Raw genomic sequence first — 15,512 nt, 5'->3', positions numbered from 1 at the left:
AAACGTGCGAGGCTGTCATGGCAGAGAAGCATACCGCCGATCCGGCAGAGATCATGCGGGCGACTGGTCATCCTGAGCTGGAATATGCCGCCGGCTGGACCATCGCCGGTCTGGTCACCATCGGCACCATCGTCGCCGCCTGGGTGTTCGCGATCTAGGCGATCGGAAACTGGAGCTCGAAGGCCGCGCCCTCGTCGGTCGGCTTGAGCCTGATCGAGCCGCCATGGCTCGCCATCACCGCGCGCGCGATCGCCAGCCCCATCCCGGTGCCGCCCTGGTCGCGGCGGGTGGTGAAGAACGCATCAAATATCCTGTCGCGGTTCGGCGCCGAAATCGGCTCGCCGTCATTGCTGACCGTCACAAGCAGGGTCGTCCGCTCGTCCTCCGCCTCCAGCCTGATGGTCCTCGCTCTGTGCCGCATCGCGTTGTCGGCGAGATGCGACAGCACGATCAATGCCTTCTCGCCGGACATGCCGATCGCCCGGTCGAGGCGGCCGCTGGCCTCGATTGAGCTGGCCGGAAACCGGCTCCGGAGGTCGGCGATCACGGGCGCAAGCTCGGTGCGCTCGTTCTGCGGCAGGCTCTCGGCGCGGGCGAGTTCGCGCAGCCGCTGCGCCATCGCCTCCAGCCGCTGCGTGTCCGACAGGATGTTGGCGATGAACGTCTTCTGCTCGGCAGGGGTCAGGCCTTCCGGCTTTCCTTGAAACGAATCCTGCAACAGCTCGGCCGCGCCCTTGATCGAGGTCAGCGGCGATTTCAGCTCGTGGGTGAGGTGGGCCGAGAACGTCGCGATATAGTCGGAGCGCCGCGCCAACTGTTCCGCCATGCCGAGAAAGCTGTGCGAGAGCTGGGCGAACTCGCGGGTGCCGTAGTGCCGGAGCGGCCGAAACGCCTCGCGGTCGCCGCGGCCGATCCGCGCGGCGCGGTCGATCAGCTCGCGCATCGGCAGCGTGATGGTGCGCGAGAATACGAGGCCGATCGCGATGGTGCCCAGGATCACGGCGAGCCCCGCCAGCACGAACTTGGCCCGCTCCTGGTAGAGATGGTCAAAGATGTTGCTTGGCGTCCGCGTGGTGTAGATCACCCCGGCAACGCGGTTGTTGACGATGACGGGCATCGCCGAGAACACGTGCACGCCGAGGCCGCGACTGAAGGAATAGATTGGCGGCGGCGGCTTGTCCGGCACGCGGTTGCGCAAGGTGGCGCGGTATTGCCCGTGCAGCGCGTCCGCGACCTCCTCGATATGGGCGAGCGACTGCCCGACCTCCTGCCGCCCGGCGATCACCACGCCCTGCGGATCGAGGATGCGAAAGCCCGCCAGCGTCACCTTCTGGGTCTCGCGGATGATCGGCGTCAGTCTTGCGCCGATCTCGACATAGGCTGGCTGCGCTGCTTGCGGCGCGGCTTGCGCATCGGGTCGCCGCCGCAAGAGATCGTTGGCGGTGAGGTCGAGCGCGGGACGGATCGGGGTGACCTGGTCGCCGGGGTCGGGCAGCACGTTGGGCGGCACCTCGGCGCCGAGCGTCAGGCCGCTGTCGAGCCGCGCCGTGACCTCCTGCGCATAGATCGTCGCAAGCACGCGGCTCTGCGCGATCAGCTCGGCCTGGGTCTGGCGGATCAGCTGGTTGTCGTAGAGGCGGAAGAAGAACAGGCCGACCAGCGGCAGCACGCCGACGGTCGCCAGCACCGTGAAAATCACGAGGGTGAGCGACGGCCGCCATTTGTCGGGCGCTGCGCTCATGCCTCTTTCTCGCAGCGGCCGAGCTTGAAGCCGACGCCGTGGATGGTCTCGATCACGTTCTCGCAATTCAACGCCGCGAGCTTGGCGCGGATGTTGCGGATGTGGCTGTCGATGGTGCGGTCGGAGACCTGGATGTTGAGCTGATAGGCCGCCCGCATCAGCTGCTCGCGGTTGAACACCGAGGTCGGCCGGGTCAGGAACGCGCGCAAAATGCCGAACTCGATCGCGGTCAGCTTCAGCGGCGTGCCGGCGAAGGTCGCGACATGCTGCTCGGGATCGATCAGCAGGCCGCCTTGCGACAGCGCGGCCGGACTTGCTTTGGCCTCGCCACTGCGCGGGCTGAGGCGGCGCAGGATGACGTTGACCCGCGCCACCAATTCGCGCGGGCTGAACGGCTTCGTCACGTAATCGTCGCCGCCGATCTCGAGGCCGAGGATGCGGTCGATCTCCTCGTCGCGCGCCGACAGGAACAGGATCGGCGCGTCGGACGTCTTGCGCACCTCGCGGCAGACGTCGAGCCCGTCGAACTCGGGCATGCCGATGTCGAGCACGATCAGGTCGGGCCTGTCGGCGGCAAAGCGGGCGAGCGCCTCCTTGCCGTCGCGCGCCTCGATCACGTCCATGCCGGCCTTCTTCAGGGCGACGCGGATGACCTCGCGGATGTGGCCCTCGTCGTCGACGATGAGAATGCGATGCGCCAAGAACCTCTCCGCTTCCTCAGCCTGCCTGCTGAACCTTCGCCTGCGCGTCCAGCCTGCGCTGGAGCCGCCAGCTCCGAAAGCCCCAGCTCCGCCAGGCCAGATCCTGGCGCTGCTGTTCTACAAGGCGGTCGCGGCGCGACACAAGGCAGCTCTCGGGGGCGCCGGGCCGGAGCAAGATGGCCTTGTCGATGGCAGGCAGCGCCTGCGGCCCGAGCGTCAGGAGATAGTTGATGTCGATCTGCACGCCCTTGCCCGATGCTTCCCGGCTGTGGGCGACATTGTAGTCGGCAATGAACGCATCGAAGTTCACGAGCGAGCAGCCATAGAGCACGATCGCCAGCGCGATCAGATTGGCACCGACGAGCCACTGGTTGGACCGGTTGAGCGCGATGCGCGCCACGATCAGGACCAGCCCGAGCGCCACCAGACCCATCCAGATGAAGGCCGCGATCCGCCAATAGGTCAGCATGTAGATGTCGACATAGAGATCGAGGCGGAGGATGGAGGAGGCGACGAGCAGCACGTTCTGCCCGACCCAGAGATAGACCAGCGGCCGGATCACCTTCGATTTCTCGGCCGCCCCGCCCGGGCGCATCGCGACCAGCACGAAGGCAGCGGCGAGCAGCGCGGTCGCTATCAGCGGATAGGCGCCGCGATGGGCGTAGGCCGCATAGGTCAAATTGTCGGGCAGCGCCACATGGCCCCAGAGATAGATGCCGTCGAGGATGGACTGCGCGGCGAACAGCAGGTTGAACAGGATCAGCGAGCGCAGAATGGTGGAGGGGTTCAGAAATTCGGCCGAGACCAAGGGCGGGAGCGGGGGCGGCACGGGGCCGTCGGCAACGGCGGTGGTGACAATCGTCCTGCGCCGCCAGCGCACATGGATGAACGGCCAAACCAGCGCCAGCATCATGGCCCAGAACAGCAGGCGCGGGATGCTGATATATTCGAGGATGAGCTTCGGATTGAGCAGGGACACCCACTGCTCGATCACCGGATTGGCCGCAGCGAACAGCGCGATGAAGACGGTGCTCAGCACGGCAGGCATCAGCCAGAGCGTGAGGCCGCGGGTGAACGCCGACATGTTGAAGATCTGGAGCGCCTCAAGGAAAAACCTGAAGGGCCCGAACAGGACAAAGTTGCGCAGCGCGCGGGCTCGCTCAGCGAACCCGGTCGTTTCCGGATTGGTCGCGAGCAGCAGCGCGATCGTCAGCGATGCGACGAGGATCAGGAAGGACAGCATGTTGAGCTCCTCGACGGCCGGGACGAGGCCGGCGACAAGAATGGCCGTGCCGATCATGGTGCGCCGCAGATCCAGGGCCGCATGATTGAAGAGCACCGACACGCAGGCCATCGCGATCGCAAAGAGCGTCAGCGACAGCCCGATCCGCTGGCCGTAGAACAGCCAGTCGGCGAGCGCGGCCAGCACCAGCGCGAGGCCGACCTTGGCCGGGATCGAGGAATGTCTGATCGGCTGGATTTCCGCTGCTATCGTCGAAGCCAGGCTCGTCATGTCCAAATGACCTTTCGTGATGGGTGGCATCACGAAGTCTGAACGGCGCTTGTGCAGAAGGCGGGACCATCGTCTGCACGGTTTCAGGAGTCTTTTGCAGTTTTCGTGCAGGCGCGCGTTTGCCTCTCGCACAGCGTGATTCGCTTTGATAGGTGCGAAGCATTCGCCACTCATAGCGTGTGACGCATCATGCAATTCCTCGGTCGTATTGGTCTCATCCTGCTCTGGCTGGCCGCGCCGCTCGTCGCATTCGCGGCCGCCAACAAGAACGATCCCTATCTGGTCCCGCTGCGTGGCGCGGGAAACCTCGCGCTTGTCGTCGCAAGCCTCGCGATCGTCATCCTCCTGCTCCGCAGAGGGCGTTGGCGTACCGTCGCGGGCAAGCTGCTCGTCGTGCTCTGGTGCCTGCCGCCGGTGCTGATGTCGGCGGCGCATCTGAAGTTCGAGCTGCGCAAGCACGAGGTGCTTGCCGCGAGCGCCACCGAGACGCGTCAGCTCGGACCTCACTTCATGGTGGGCTATTCCTCCTTTCCCGAGGTTGCGCGCCTTGCCGAGCAGGGCTTGATCGGCGGCGTCTACGTGACCCGGCGCAACATCCGCGGCCGGACCGTCGAGACGTTGCGCACCGAGATTGCGGCGCTTCAGGACAAGCGGCGCGCCGCCGGCCTGCCGCCGCTGGTCGTTGCGGCAGACCAGGAGGGCGGCATCGTCGGACATCTCGCGCCGCCGCTGACGAAGCTGCCGGCGCTGGCGACGCTCAGCGGGCTCGCTCCCGACGAACAGCAGGCCAAGGCCGAAGAGTTCGGCCGCATCCACGGCCGCGAGCTCGCCGGGCTCGGCGTCAACCTCAACCTCGCGCCGGTGCTCGACCTCAAGCCGCCGGTCCGGCGCAATCGCCTTGATTTTCATACGCTGATCGGTCAGCGCGCGATTGCGACCGACCCTGCCGTCGTCAGCACGATCGCGAGCGCCTATGTGCGCGGGCTGGAAGAGTCAGGCGTCGGCGCTACGCTGAAGCATTTTCCCGGCATCGGCCGCGTCCGCACCGACACGCATCATTTCAGCGCCAAGCTCGATACGCCGGTTAGGGAATTGGAGGCAACCGACTGGCTGCCGTTCCGCGAGGTGCTGTCGCATTCGCGCAGCGCGCTCATGGTTGGGCATGTGACGCTCACGACCGTCGATCCCGATCGCGCGGCCTCGCATTCGAAACGCGTCGTCGAGGGGATCATCCGCGACAAGTGGGGTTACCAGGGCACGGTGATGACCGACGACCTCGTGATGGGTGCGATCTACCAGCACGACGTCTGCAAAGCCGTGGTTGAGGCGATTAACGCCGGCGTCGATGTGCTGCTGGTTGCCTATGACGGCGCGCAATTCTACCGGGTCTTCGCCTGCGCGCTGGATGGGGCGCGGCAGGGCAAGCTCGACGCCGCGATGCTGCGCACGAGCGCGGTACGGTTGGCGCGGGGCTTCCCGACCGAGCAGGCGCGAGCCGCCTCGGACGTCGTCCGCGTTGTCGAGCGGCATTAGCCCTTCGCGAACTGGCGGTAGTCGGGTTCGCGATGAAACCAGAACTCGTAGCCGGTGATGGCCTTCTGCATGGCGACGTCGTGGATCGGCTGGTTGAGCGGAACGACGGGGACGTCGCGCATGCAGAGCGTGATGAAATCCTTCACCGCTTTTTCGTATTCCGCCGCATTCGCCGTAAAGCGCGCCCTGTCGATCAGCGCGTCCATCGCCTTGTTCTGGTATGAGGAGATGTTGAAGATCGAATTGTTGCCGTGGAAATTCCAGTAGAAATAGTACTCGGGATAATCGAGCCATCCGCTGAAGCGGTTGAGCGCGAGCGGCAGCTCCTTCTTGTTCAGTGTCGTGCGCCAGTTCGCGCCTGGGATTTTTTCAATCGACGCCTTGATACCGATCTTGGCCAGACTTTCCTGGATCAGGATGGCGGTCGGCTCGCCGACGGTCGCAGTGCCTGTGTCGAGCGACAAGGTCGTCTCCAGGCCGGACTCAAAGCCCGCTTCCTTCATCAGCGCCTTGGCCTTGTCGAGATCGGTGACATAGGGAGAGGGCTGTGGCCACACCGGTTTTGAGACATCGGCGGCGCCGCCGTACATGGGAACGGCGCGGCCGAAGAACGCGCTGCTCTGGATCTGCTCATAAGGCATCGCCCAGGCGATGGCCTGCCGCAGCTTCACATTGTCGAACGGCGGCTTCGCCGTGTTCAGCGCGACGTACCAGAGCGCATTCGGGATCGGCACGCCTGATACCTTGACCTTGCCCTCCTTGATAATCTGCTCGAAATCGCGCGGGGCAAAGCCGCTGGAAATATCCGCATCGCCCCGCTCCAGCATCGCGCGGCGCGTGCCGGCCGAGGGGACGTCGCGCGCGATCACGCGCCTGATCTTCGGCTGCGGTCCGCTCTTCCAGTCGTCGAAACGGGCCAGCACGGTCTCGCTGCCTGGCTTCCAGCTTTCGATCCTGTAGGCGCCGCCACCGGCCTCGTTGGTCCTGAGCCAGGCGAGCGCCCATGGGTCTTCCGCCGTCGCGTTCTTCTTGGCGAGTTCGGAATTGATGATGAAGGGCACGACGACGGCCACGTTGAACAGCAGCATCTTGTCCTTGCGGACATAGTCGATGCGGAAGGTGTGGTCGTCGACCACCACGAACTGCTCGGGCTTCTCCAGCGAACCCGCCGACATCTGGAAGGTCGGAAAGCCGCCGACCTTCACGGCGCGGTCGAACGACCATTTGACGTCCTTGGCGGTAACAGGCGTGCCGTCGTGGAATTTCGCGTCCTTGCGAAGCTTGAAGGTGCAGGACATGCCGTCGGCGGCGACCTCCCAGCTCTCGGCGAGTTCGGGCTCGAGCTTCTCGCGATCATAGGACACGGTCCCGTCGGGCAGCGTCCTGGAGGCGTAGGTCAGCAGGCGGTCGTAACAGTTCCAGGACAGGCCGTTCACGGTCTGGTTGGAGCCGACGCCCTGCATGTCGAGCGAGTTCGGCCCGAGCTCCTGCACCACCAGCAACGTCTCGCTACGCCCCTGCGCCCTGGCGAAGGAGGGTGTGATCGCCGTCAGTCCGGCCGCGCCAAGGCCACCGAGCACCAAATCGCGGCGGTTGATGTCGAAAGGTGATGCGCTCATCGGTGCCTCTTTTGCCGGAGATCTGCAAAGAAGCAAGGCGCATGCCATCAGCGGCGCTTCATGACGTCGCATCCGCGCTGGCCTATCTCAATTCCTCCGCCAGGAAGTCGACCAGTGTGCGCACCTTGGTCGAGGGGCGCGGACCCGCCGGGAACACGGCGTACACCTCGACCGGCGCGAGCTTGTAGCTCTTCAACACCGGCACCAATGCGCCCGCCTCGATCTCGGGGCCGGCCATCACCGGCGACGTCATCGCGATGCCGAGCCCCGCCAGCACGCTCGCGAACACGCCGGGACCGGAATCGGTGGTGATGCGGCCGCGGACATCGACGGAGGTCTCCGCGCCGTTGCGGGTGAACGACCAGGTGGTACGGCCGAACAGGCCGGGGCCGAAGATGCAGTCGTGCGAGGCGAGGTCGGCCGGCGTCTTCGGTGTGCCGCGCTCGGCAAGATAGGATGGCGCTGCGACGAGAAAGCGCGACACGGTCGCAAGCTTGCGTGCGCCGAAGCCGGAATCGTCGAGGGGGCCGAGGCGAATGGCGACGTCGGTGCCTTCCACAACGAGGTTCTGCCGTTCGTCGGCGACGGACAGCTCGACGCGCAAGAGGGGATGGGCCTTAAGGAATTTCGGCAGGCGCGGAATGATGTTTCGCGTGCCGTAGACGATCGGCATCGTGATGCGCAGCGTTCCACGCAAGGAATCGACGCCGCGCGCGGCGTCCTCGGCATCCTCGATATCAGCCAGCACTTCGCGCGCACGCGTCAGGAACAGCGCACCGGCGTCCGTGACCGTGATGCTGCGCGTGGTCCGCAGCAACAGCTTGACGCCGAGCCGCGTCTCCAAGTCGCCGATGATGCGCGACACCGAGGGCTGCGACAGGCCGAGCTCGCGCGCGGCCTTCGAAAAGCTGCCGCTCTCTGCTGCGCGGACGAACACAGTCAATTCCTGCAATCGGTCACTCATTCAAAATCCGGATAAATGTTGTCCTAATTGACCATATACCCCTTCATTTTCGAATGATCCAGATAGGACGGGCCAACAGCAAAAGATGGAGCTACCCATGGCCCTTCAAGACAAACTCGATGCCTTCAAAGCCGACTTCGAAGCCGGCCGCTTCCCGCTCAAGCCCAACCAGGAGGCGCTCGACACCATGCAACGCGCCACCGCCGAACTGATCGCGAGCGGCCAGGCGCAGCGCGCCAAGAAGGCCGGCGACGCCGCGCCGGAATTCGTCCTCAGGGATCCCGACGGCAAGCAGGTCGCCTCGCGCGACCTGCTCGCGAAGGGTCCGCTGGTCGTGTCGTTCTATCGCGGCGTCTGGTGCCCGTATTGTAACCTCGAGCTCCAGGCGCTCCAGGAAGCGCTGCCGGAGATCGCCGCGCGTGGTGCGAGCCTCGTTGCGATCTCGCCGCAGACCGCGCCGAACAGCCGCAAGTCGGAGCGCGAGAACAAGCTGTCGTTCCCGATCCTGAGCGACGTCGCGAGCGGCCTCGCCGATGCCTTCGGCATCCGCTTTGCGCTGCCAGCCGACCTGGTCTCGCTCTACCAGTCCTTCAAGAACGACCTGCCGACGTTCAACGACAATCCGGCCTGGGTGCTACCGATGCCCGCGCGCTACGTCATCGGCCGCGACGGCATCATCGCCTATGCGGAGGTGAACCCGGATTACACGCATCGCCCCGATCCATCCGAGCTGTTGCCGGTGCTCGACCGGTTGCGGGCCGGCAAGGCGGCCTGATCAAGAACCGGCCGGCTCACGGGCCGGTCACTCTCTCTTCCTCAAAAGGTCAACGGCGTGCGCGTGCCGAACGCCCGCGCGCGCCCAAACCAAAGGACTGTGTCATGTCAAAGCTCGAAGGAAAGATTGGCGTCATCACCGGCGGCTCCAGTGGTATCGGTCTTGCTGCGGCGAAGACCTTTGTGGCCGAAGGCGCTTATGTTTTCATCGTTGGACGGCGTCAGGGCGAGCTCGACAAGGCCAAGGCCGAGATCGGGCGCAATGTCTCCGCGATCCAGGCCGACGTCGCCAATCTCGACGATCTCGACCGGCTCTACGCCCGGGTGAAGGATGAAAAGGGTGCGCTCGATATCATCGTCGCCAGTGCCGCGTTCGTCGAGCGTAAGCTCACGGTGGACGTCACTCCGGCGCATTTCGACACGACATTCGGTATCAATGCGCGTGGTGCCTATTTCACGGTACAGAAGGCGCTGCCGCTGATGCGCAAGGGTGGCTCGATCGTGCTGGTGTCGTCCGGTCTGCACCTGAAAGGCCTTCCCGAGCACGGCACCTACGCCGCCACCAAGGCCGCGCTGCGCTCGTTCTCGCGGACCTGGGCGATGGAGCTGAAGGATCGCGGCATCCGCGTGAACACGTTATCACCGGGCGCCATCGATACGCCGATCATCGACGGCCAGTTCAAGACCCCAAGGGAGGCCGAAGGTGCCCGCGCGTTCTTCGCCTCGATCACGCCGCTCGGCCGGATTGGTCGCCCGGAGGAAATGGCCTCCGCCATTTTATTTCTGGCCTCGGACGACAGCAGCTACAGCACGGGCATCGATCTCGCGGCCGATGGCGGTATTACGCAGGTTTGAGGTAACCCTACGGCGTGACCGCGCCGCGTGCGACCGCGCGCGGGGCGGTCAGTTGTTTCCATGTCGAGTTGGCGACGTGTACCGGCGAGAACGCCGGCCGCTCGATGTAGTGACCGTCGCCGGCCTCGGCGCGGAGATCGCCAGCCTTCCAGACGACGCGGCCACGCGACAGCGTCGCGGCCGGTCCGCCGGTGCAGGCAAAGCCTTCGAACACGTTGTAATCGATCCGGCTCATCTGCCGCTTCGCGCTGATGGTCTTGCTCGCCTTGGGGTCCCACACCACGACATCGGCATCCGAACCGACGGCGACGGCGCCCTTGCGCGGGTAGATGTTGAGGATGCGCGCGATGTTCGCCGAGGTCACGGCGACGAATTCTTCCTTAGTGAGCCGTCCCGTGGCGACGCCCGCGGTCCACAACAGTGCGAGCCGATCTTCGAGGCCGCCGGTGCCGTTCGGGATCTTCCTGAAATCGCCGAGCCCGAACCGCTTCTGCTCGGTGGTGAAGGCGCAATGGTCGGTTGCGACCACCTGGAGCGAGCCTGATTGCAGGCCGGCCCAAAGACTGTCCTGATGCGATCTGTCGCGGAAGGGCGGCGACATCACGCGCTGCGCGGAATGGTCCCAGTCCCTGTTCTGGTACTCGCCGGCATCCAGCAGCAGATGCTGGATCAGCGGCTCGCCATAGACGCGTTTCCCAGCAGCCCGTGCGCGGGCAATCGCCTCATGCGCTTCGCGGCAGCTCGTGTGCACGATGTAGACCGGCGTGCCCGTCATGTCGGCGATCATGATGGCGCGGTTGGTGGCTTCGCCCTCGACCTCCGGCGGCCGTGAGTAGGCGTGGCCCTCGGGGCCGGTGACGCCGCGCGCGATCAGCGCTTCCTGCATCAAGGCGACGACGTCGCCGTTTTCCGCATGCACCACCGGCATGGCGCCGAGATGGGCGCAGCGCGCGAACGAGTTGTAGAGCTCATCATCGTTCACCATCAGCGCGCCCTTGTAGGCCATGAAATGCTTGAAGGTGTTGATGCCGTAGGTTTTGACCACAATCTCCATCTCGTCATAGATCTGCTTCGACCACGACGTCACCGCCATGTGGAAGCCGTAGTCGGTCGCCGCCTTCTCGGATTTGTGCCGCCACTCCTGATAGGCCGCGAGCATCGACTGGCCGGGATCGGGCAAGCAGAAATCCACCACCATGGTGGTGCCGCCGGTCAACGCCGCCTTCGTTCCGGATTCGAAATCGTCGGCGGTCACCGTGCCCATGAACGGCATTTCGAGATGGGTGTGCGGATCGATCCCGCCCGGGATGATGTAGGCGCCGCCGGCATCGACGATCTCCGCGCCCGTCGGTGCATCGAGCGATGTTCCGATCGCGACGATGGTCTCGCCGTCGATCAGCACGTCCGCACGGCGCGAATGATCATGATTGACGACGGTGCCGCCGCGGATGAGGAGGGGCATGGGAGACTCCGGAGAGAGGACGAGACGCGGCGAAAGCTAAGCGTGCTGCCAGCGATGCGACAGGCGAAATTTTAGTCAGGCATCGCTGCGCTCTCTCGGCTTCTACGCCGCCCGCGCGATCAAGCCGTCGATCATCGCCCGCACCAGGCCCGCGATTTCCTTCCGCAGCGCCGGCAGCGGCACGGCGACCAGCCTCTGCTCGAGCCCCAGCGCCACCATGCCATGCACGGCCGAGAACAGGCTGCGTGCGGTGATGCCGAGCCCCTCTGTCCCTCTGTCTGGAAATAACGATGCCAGTGGCGCGTAGATGTGGCGGAACAGCTGCAACTGGTCGTCGACGGACCAGTCGGGGACTTCCTTGCCGGGCTCCATGCGATGCTCGAACATTGCGCGCCAGAGCTCGAGATTTTCTGCGGCGAAATCGCAATAGGCGATCGCGATGCGGACCAGCGTCTCCTGCGGCGATGGATTGCCCGCGCTCACCGCCGCGCTGAGCACCTTGTCGAGCCGGAGCAGCGTGCGCGAGCCGACGCGCAGGACCAACTCGTCCACGTCGGCGACGAGATTGTAGACCGCGCCGTTGGCGCAGCCGATCTCGCGGGCGAGATCGCGGGTTTTGAGACCCGCCAACCCTCGCTCAGCGATCATCCGCTCGGCCGCCTGAATCAGGTCGACCCGCAGTTTCTCTCGACGTTCCAAGGCTTTAGTCATCTATTAATCAAATTCTTGAGCGACGCTCAAATATTTATTGAACGATGTTCAAGGTCTCTGCTACAAACCATCTGTGAGCAACGCTCATAACAGGGAGCAGCAAATGTTCAAGACCGTATTGACACTTTTCCGCGGCAGCGTGGCGGCCGCGGGCGAGGAACTGGAAGACCGTACGGCCCTTCTGATCCTCGACCAGCAGATGCGCGATGCAGCCGCTGCCGTCGAGCGCAGCAAGCGGACGCTGGCGCTGGCGATCGCCCAGGACCAGCAGGAAGGCCGCAAGCTCGAGGCGACCGTCGCCCGCATCGCCGATCTCGAGACCCGCGCGGTTGCGGCGCTCGACGGTGGCCGCGAGGACCTCGCCAAGGATGCCGCCGGGGCCATCGCGGGCCTGGAGGCCGATCGCGATGCGGCGATGACCGCACGCGCATTGTTCGCGACCGAGATCATCCGGCTGAAGCGCCATGTCGCAAGCGCGCAGGCCCGCATCACCGAGCTCGATCGCGGCCGTCGTGTCGCCCGTGCCTCGGAAGCGGTGCGCTCGCTTCGCCGCAGCGGCATCGAGGCGGCACGCCCTTACGAATCCACGCTGCCGGAAGCGGAGAGCACCTTGAGGCGCCTGCGCGACCGGCAAATGGAAGCCCAGGCCGCTGACGACGCGCTGGTCGAGCTCGATGCGGCCAGCGGTCCGCTCGCCACCGCCGAACGGCTCGCCGAGCAGGGCTTTGGCCCCCGGCTCAAGACGACCACGGACGACGTGCTGGCGCGGTTGAAGTCCAAGCGCATGCCGACTGCCTGACCCCAAACCCATCATCATTCGAACCGACAGGAGACCATCATGAACCAGAACGGCCAGCCCCACAGCAGCGCCTGGGTGACCTTCACTTACGCGTCCTTCGCAGCCTCCGCGTTCCTCGTCGCCATCGGCATCTTCTTCCTGCCGATCGATCTCTGGATGAAGGGCTATCTCACCATGGGCATCGTGATGCTGATCCAGACCTGCATCACCCTGACCAAGACGGTGCGCGACAATCACGAGAGCAGCCGGCTGGTGAACCGCATCGAGGATGCCAAGGCCGAGCGCCTGCTGATGGAAGTGTCCAAGGCGGCCTGAGGCGAGAGCGCATATAAGCGCAAAGCTACCTGCAATATGGAGCGGAGGATGCCCCGGCATCCACCGCTCGCGCCGTGAGACCATCCACCCTCGAGCGGTCGCCCCGTTCGGCGATCGCGGATCTTCGTATCGCGCCTGCGAAATGCAACCGAGCCATGACGGATCGCGCGGGCGGGCGACCTTGCGCGCCAGCGCGGGCAGGGGCACTCTGCGCAAGCGGCGCACAAGAACACCGCCAATAAGATTGCGCGAGGAAGCTCCATGGCGGTGACGCGGATCGATTGCGACATCCACCCGGCGGTTGGTGGTACGCGCACGACGCTGCTTCCCTATCTCAGCGATCACTGGAAAGAGCAGGTCGTGAGCCGCGCCATCGACGGGCTCGATCTCACGTCCTATCCACCAAGCATGCCGCTCACCGGCCGCGCCGACTGGCGGCCGGCCAATGGCGCCAAGCCCGGCTCCGACCTCGCCATGGTGCAGAAGGGCGCGTTCGAGCAGTTGGGTGCGAGCCACGCGATCCTCAACGTGCTCTACGGCGCGCAGGCCGTGTTCGATGCCTACATGGCGGCCGACTTCTGCAAGGCGATCAATGACTGGATCGCCGCCGAATGGCTGTCGCGCGATCCCCGCCTGCGTGCCTCCATCGTGGTGCCGATGCAGGACCCGGATCTGGCGATCGAGGAGATCGAGCGCCGCGCCGGCGACAATCGTTTCGTCTCCATCCTGGTGTTGGCGCAGGGCGAGACGCTGCTGGGACGGCGGCATTACTGGCCGGTGTACCGCCTCGCCGAGAAATACAAGCTGCCGCTCGCGATCCATGCCGGCACGCAATATCGCCAGGCGCCGAGCTCGGCCGGCTGGCCGTCGCACCGCTACGAATATTACTTCGTCGAGGCGCAGGCGTTTCAGGCGCAGATCCTGAGCCTCATTTATGAAGGCGTTTTCGGCAAGTTTCCCAACCTGAAGGTCGTGCTGATGGAATCCGGCGTGAGCTGGCTGCCGGCCTTCATGTGGCGCGCCAACAAGACCTGGCGCGGCGTGCGCGTCGAGGTTCCCTGGGTCGAGCGCGAGCCGGCAGCGATCATCCGCGACAATTTCCGCGTTACCATGCAGCCGTTCGATGCGCCGACTGATGCAAGAAGCGTCGAGGAGATCATCGACCAGATCGGCTCGGAAAAGATGTTTCTGTTCGCGTCCGACTATCCGCACTGGCAGTTCGACGGCAACGATCCGATCCCGCCGAACCTGCCGAAGAGCATCATCGCGAAGATGTGCGTCGACAATCCGCTGGAAACGTTTCCGCGGTTGTCGATCAACTGACGCATGATCCGGAAAAGTGGGTACCGGTTTTCCGATAAGATCATGCGCAAACAAAAAGTTTGGAGGATCGCATGAGTGACGTCATCGACCGCCCGCTGCTCGACGACGAGAAGCCTGCCGCCTCACGGCTGCGTATCGTCGATTGCGACGTGCATCCGAGCCTGCACTCGTTCGACGACCTCAACGAATTCCTGCCAAGACGCTGGCAGCAGCATCTGAAGGAGTATGGCAGCCATCTGCGCACGCCCTATCTCTTCACCACGCCCTATCCGCGCTCGTCCCCCCTGATCGCACGGCGCGATGCCTGGCCGCCGACCGGCGGGCCGCCGGGCTCCGATCTCGCTTTCATGCAGAAGCAGCATCTCGATCCGCTCGACGTCGAGTTCGGGATTTTGCAGGTGCTCGACCTCTTCATCTTCTCGCAGCAGAACCTGGAATTCGGCGCCGCGATCCAGCGCGCCATCAATGATTGGCAACTGGCGTTCTGGTCGCATCGTGATCCGCGCCTGAAGGCGTCGATCCTGGTCGGGCAGGACGGCACGGACCTGGCGATCGCCGAGATCGAGCGCTGCGCGAAGGTCGGTGAGTATATCCAGATCAACGTCTCGCCGCGCGCCAACGAGCCGCTCGGCCGCCGCCGCTACTGGCCGATCTACGAGCGTGCCGAGGCGCTGGACCTGCCGCTCGGCATCCATGTTGGCGGCTATGGCGGCCATGCGCCGACCGGTGGTGGCTGGCCGTCCTATTATGTCGAGGAGCACCAGTCCAACGCGCACACCATCGCGGCGCAGCTCGCGAGCCTCGTCATCGAAGGCGTGCCGGAGCGGTTTCCAAAGCTGAAGATCGTCTTCATCGAGGGCGGCTTCGGCTGGATCCCGTCGGCGGTGTGGCGAATGGACCAGCATTTCGAGCGGTTCCGCAGCGAGGTGCCTCATCTCAGGCGCAAGCCGTCGGAATATGTGCGCGAAAACTTCTGGTTCACGACGCAGCCGATCGACGAGCCCGACGAGGCGCGGCATCTGCGTTCGCTGATCGAATGGGTCGGCATCGACCGTCTTCTGTTTTCGTCGGACTATCCGCACTGGGATTTCGACGATCCGCGCTTCGCCTTCAAGACGCCGCTCTCTGAAGCCGAGCGGAAGAAGATCTTCAGCACCAATGCCCGCGCGGTCTACAAGTTCTGAGCAAAGAGGTTCTGAACG

Annotated in this window: 15 protein-coding genes; 8 read left to right on the top strand and 7 right to left on the bottom strand. The window is 64.8% G+C overall.

What is annotated here, in order from left to right; translation table 11 throughout:
• Positions 1 to 17: 17 nt before the first annotated feature.
• A complete protein-coding gene (locus AC0L3X_RS31720; protein WP_007597071.1) occupies positions 18 to 158 on the top strand; it encodes a hypothetical protein in 141 nt (46 codons plus the stop codon).
• Here the strand turns inward: AC0L3X_RS31720 and AC0L3X_RS31715 are convergent.
• Genes AC0L3X_RS31715 through AC0L3X_RS31705 form a run of 3 tightly spaced genes read right to left on the bottom strand, consistent with a single transcriptional unit; the run spans position 155 to position 3,955 of the window.
• Complete coding sequence (locus AC0L3X_RS31715) at positions 155 to 1,741, bottom strand: ATP-binding protein (protein ID WP_231143651.1); 1,587 nt, start codon at positions 1,739 to 1,741, stop codon at positions 155 to 157. The two genes, AC0L3X_RS31720 and AC0L3X_RS31715, sit on opposite strands and share 4 nt — an antisense overlap.
• Positions 1,738 to 2,442: a response regulator gene (locus tag AC0L3X_RS31710; RefSeq protein ID WP_063985684.1), complete on the bottom strand. Its 705-nt coding sequence runs from the start codon at positions 2,440 to 2,442 to the stop codon at positions 1,738 to 1,740. Before AC0L3X_RS31710 ends, AC0L3X_RS31715 begins: the two co-directional genes overlap by 4 nt.
• A gap of 16 nt (positions 2,443 to 2,458) precedes the next feature.
• The gene (locus AC0L3X_RS31705) at positions 2,459 to 3,955 is read right to left on the bottom strand and encodes a DUF4153 domain-containing protein (RefSeq protein ID WP_063985683.1); all 1,497 of its coding nucleotides are present in this window, start codon (positions 3,953 to 3,955) and stop codon (positions 2,459 to 2,461) included.
• Positions 3,956 to 4,144: 189 nt separating this feature from the next.
• On the opposite strand from AC0L3X_RS31705, the gene AC0L3X_RS31700 reads away from it, so the two are divergent.
• Positions 4,145 to 5,488: a glycoside hydrolase family 3 N-terminal domain-containing protein gene (locus tag AC0L3X_RS31700; protein ID WP_063985682.1), complete on the top strand. Its 1,344-nt coding sequence runs from the start codon at positions 4,145 to 4,147 to the stop codon at positions 5,486 to 5,488.
• Here AC0L3X_RS31700 and AC0L3X_RS31695 read toward each other — a convergent pair.
• Both AC0L3X_RS31695 and AC0L3X_RS31690 read right to left on the bottom strand, forming a co-directional pair.
• Positions 5,485 to 7,107 carry an ABC transporter substrate-binding protein gene (locus tag AC0L3X_RS31695; RefSeq protein ID WP_473317107.1) on the bottom strand — a complete coding sequence of 541 codons (1,623 nt, stop codon included), beginning with the start codon at positions 7,105 to 7,107 and terminating at the stop codon, positions 5,485 to 5,487. The two genes, AC0L3X_RS31700 and AC0L3X_RS31695, sit on opposite strands and share 4 nt — an antisense overlap.
• An 82-nt stretch (positions 7,108 to 7,189) precedes the next feature.
• The gene (locus AC0L3X_RS31690) at positions 7,190 to 8,071 is read right to left on the bottom strand and encodes a LysR family transcriptional regulator (protein WP_063985680.1); all 882 of its coding nucleotides are present in this window, start codon (positions 8,069 to 8,071) and stop codon (positions 7,190 to 7,192) included.
• Positions 8,072 to 8,168: 97 nt separating this feature from the next.
• On the opposite strand from AC0L3X_RS31690, the gene AC0L3X_RS31685 reads away from it, so the two are divergent.
• Together AC0L3X_RS31685 and AC0L3X_RS31680 are read left to right on the top strand one after the other, a co-directional pair.
• Entirely contained in the window at positions 8,169 to 8,846 is a 678-nt protein-coding gene (locus AC0L3X_RS31685; protein ID WP_063986716.1) for a peroxiredoxin-like family protein, read from the top strand.
• A 104-nt stretch (positions 8,847 to 8,950) separates the two neighbouring features.
• Complete coding sequence (locus AC0L3X_RS31680; RefSeq protein ID WP_063985679.1) at positions 8,951 to 9,700, top strand: SDR family NAD(P)-dependent oxidoreductase; 750 nt, start codon at positions 8,951 to 8,953, stop codon at positions 9,698 to 9,700.
• Positions 9,701 to 9,707: 7 nt separating this feature from the next.
• Here the strand turns inward: AC0L3X_RS31680 and hydA are convergent, their stop codons facing one another.
• Complete coding sequence (gene hydA / locus AC0L3X_RS31675) at positions 9,708 to 11,162, bottom strand: dihydropyrimidinase (RefSeq protein ID WP_063985678.1); 1,455 nt, start codon at positions 11,160 to 11,162, stop codon at positions 9,708 to 9,710.
• A gap of 102 nt (positions 11,163 to 11,264) precedes the next feature.
• Positions 11,265 to 11,873: a TetR/AcrR family transcriptional regulator gene (locus tag AC0L3X_RS31670; protein ID WP_084795310.1), complete on the bottom strand. Its 609-nt coding sequence runs from the start codon at positions 11,871 to 11,873 to the stop codon at positions 11,265 to 11,267.
• Positions 11,874 to 11,976: 103 nt separating this feature from the next.
• Between AC0L3X_RS31670 and AC0L3X_RS31665 the strand changes: the two genes are divergently transcribed.
• The 4 genes from AC0L3X_RS31665 to AC0L3X_RS31650 all read left to right on the top strand — a co-directional run bounded on the left by AC0L3X_RS31665 (position 11,977) and on the right by AC0L3X_RS31650 (position 15,494).
• Positions 11,977 to 12,672, top strand: coding sequence for a PspA/IM30 family protein (locus tag AC0L3X_RS31665; RefSeq protein WP_063985677.1), 696 nt, complete (start codon positions 11,977 to 11,979; stop codon positions 12,670 to 12,672).
• 39 nt (positions 12,673 to 12,711) lie between these two features.
• Positions 12,712 to 12,987 carry a YiaA/YiaB family inner membrane protein gene (locus AC0L3X_RS31660; RefSeq protein WP_014491840.1) on the top strand — a complete coding sequence of 92 codons (276 nt, stop codon included), beginning with the start codon at positions 12,712 to 12,714 and terminating at the stop codon, positions 12,985 to 12,987.
• A 261-nt stretch (positions 12,988 to 13,248) separates the two neighbouring features.
• Positions 13,249 to 14,310 carry an amidohydrolase family protein gene (locus AC0L3X_RS31655; protein WP_283017739.1) on the top strand — a complete coding sequence of 354 codons (1,062 nt, stop codon included), beginning with the start codon at positions 13,249 to 13,251 and terminating at the stop codon, positions 14,308 to 14,310.
• A 71-nt stretch (positions 14,311 to 14,381) separates the two neighbouring features.
• Positions 14,382 to 15,494 (top strand): amidohydrolase family protein, encoded by a 1,113-nt coding sequence (locus tag AC0L3X_RS31650; RefSeq protein WP_063986714.1) that lies wholly within the window; start codon positions 14,382 to 14,384, stop codon positions 15,492 to 15,494.
• The last annotated feature ends 18 nt before the right edge of the window (positions 15,495 to 15,512 follow it).

The sequence above is a fragment of the Bradyrhizobium sp. MI1.7 genome, assembly GCF_055811795.1.
Note: the sequence above shows the minus strand (reverse complement) of the source record. Positions and strands in the feature narration are given on the sequence as shown.

Bases quoted from the DNA above. Each gene is read 5' to 3' on its own strand.
- AC0L3X_RS31660 (WP_014491840.1), top strand. From the start codon at position 12,712: ATGAACCAGAACGGCCAGCCCCACAGCAGCGCCTGGGTGACCTTCACT.
- AC0L3X_RS31655 (WP_283017739.1), top strand. From the start codon at position 13,249: ATGGCGGTGACGCGGATCGATTGCGACATCCACCCGGCGGTTGGTGGT.
- AC0L3X_RS31700 (WP_063985682.1), top strand. From the start codon at position 4,145: ATGCAATTCCTCGGTCGTATTGGTCTCATCCTGCTCTGGCTGGCCGCG.
- AC0L3X_RS31720 (WP_007597071.1), top strand. From the start codon at position 18: ATGGCAGAGAAGCATACCGCCGATCCGGCAGAGATCATGCGGGCGACT.
- AC0L3X_RS31715 (WP_231143651.1), bottom strand. From the start codon at position 1,741: ATGAGCGCAGCGCCCGACAAATGGCGGCCGTCGCTCACCCTCGTGATT.
- AC0L3X_RS31670 (WP_084795310.1), bottom strand. From the start codon at position 11,873: ATGACTAAAGCCTTGGAACGTCGAGAGAAACTGCGGGTCGACCTGATT.
- AC0L3X_RS31685 (WP_063986716.1), top strand. From the start codon at position 8,169: ATGGCCCTTCAAGACAAACTCGATGCCTTCAAAGCCGACTTCGAAGCC.
- AC0L3X_RS31695 (WP_473317107.1), bottom strand. From the start codon at position 7,107: ATGAGCGCATCACCTTTCGACATCAACCGCCGCGATTTGGTGCTCGGT.
- hydA (WP_063985678.1), bottom strand. From the start codon at position 11,162: ATGCCCCTCCTCATCCGCGGCGGCACCGTCGTCAATCATGATCATTCG.
- AC0L3X_RS31665 (WP_063985677.1), top strand. From the start codon at position 11,977: ATGTTCAAGACCGTATTGACACTTTTCCGCGGCAGCGTGGCGGCCGCG.
- AC0L3X_RS31705 (WP_063985683.1), bottom strand. From the start codon at position 3,955: ATGACGAGCCTGGCTTCGACGATAGCAGCGGAAATCCAGCCGATCAGA.
- AC0L3X_RS31680 (WP_063985679.1), top strand. From the start codon at position 8,951: ATGTCAAAGCTCGAAGGAAAGATTGGCGTCATCACCGGCGGCTCCAGT.
- AC0L3X_RS31650 (WP_063986714.1), top strand. From the start codon at position 14,382: ATGAGTGACGTCATCGACCGCCCGCTGCTCGACGACGAGAAGCCTGCC.
- AC0L3X_RS31690 (WP_063985680.1), bottom strand. From the start codon at position 8,071: ATGAGTGACCGATTGCAGGAATTGACTGTGTTCGTCCGCGCAGCAGAG.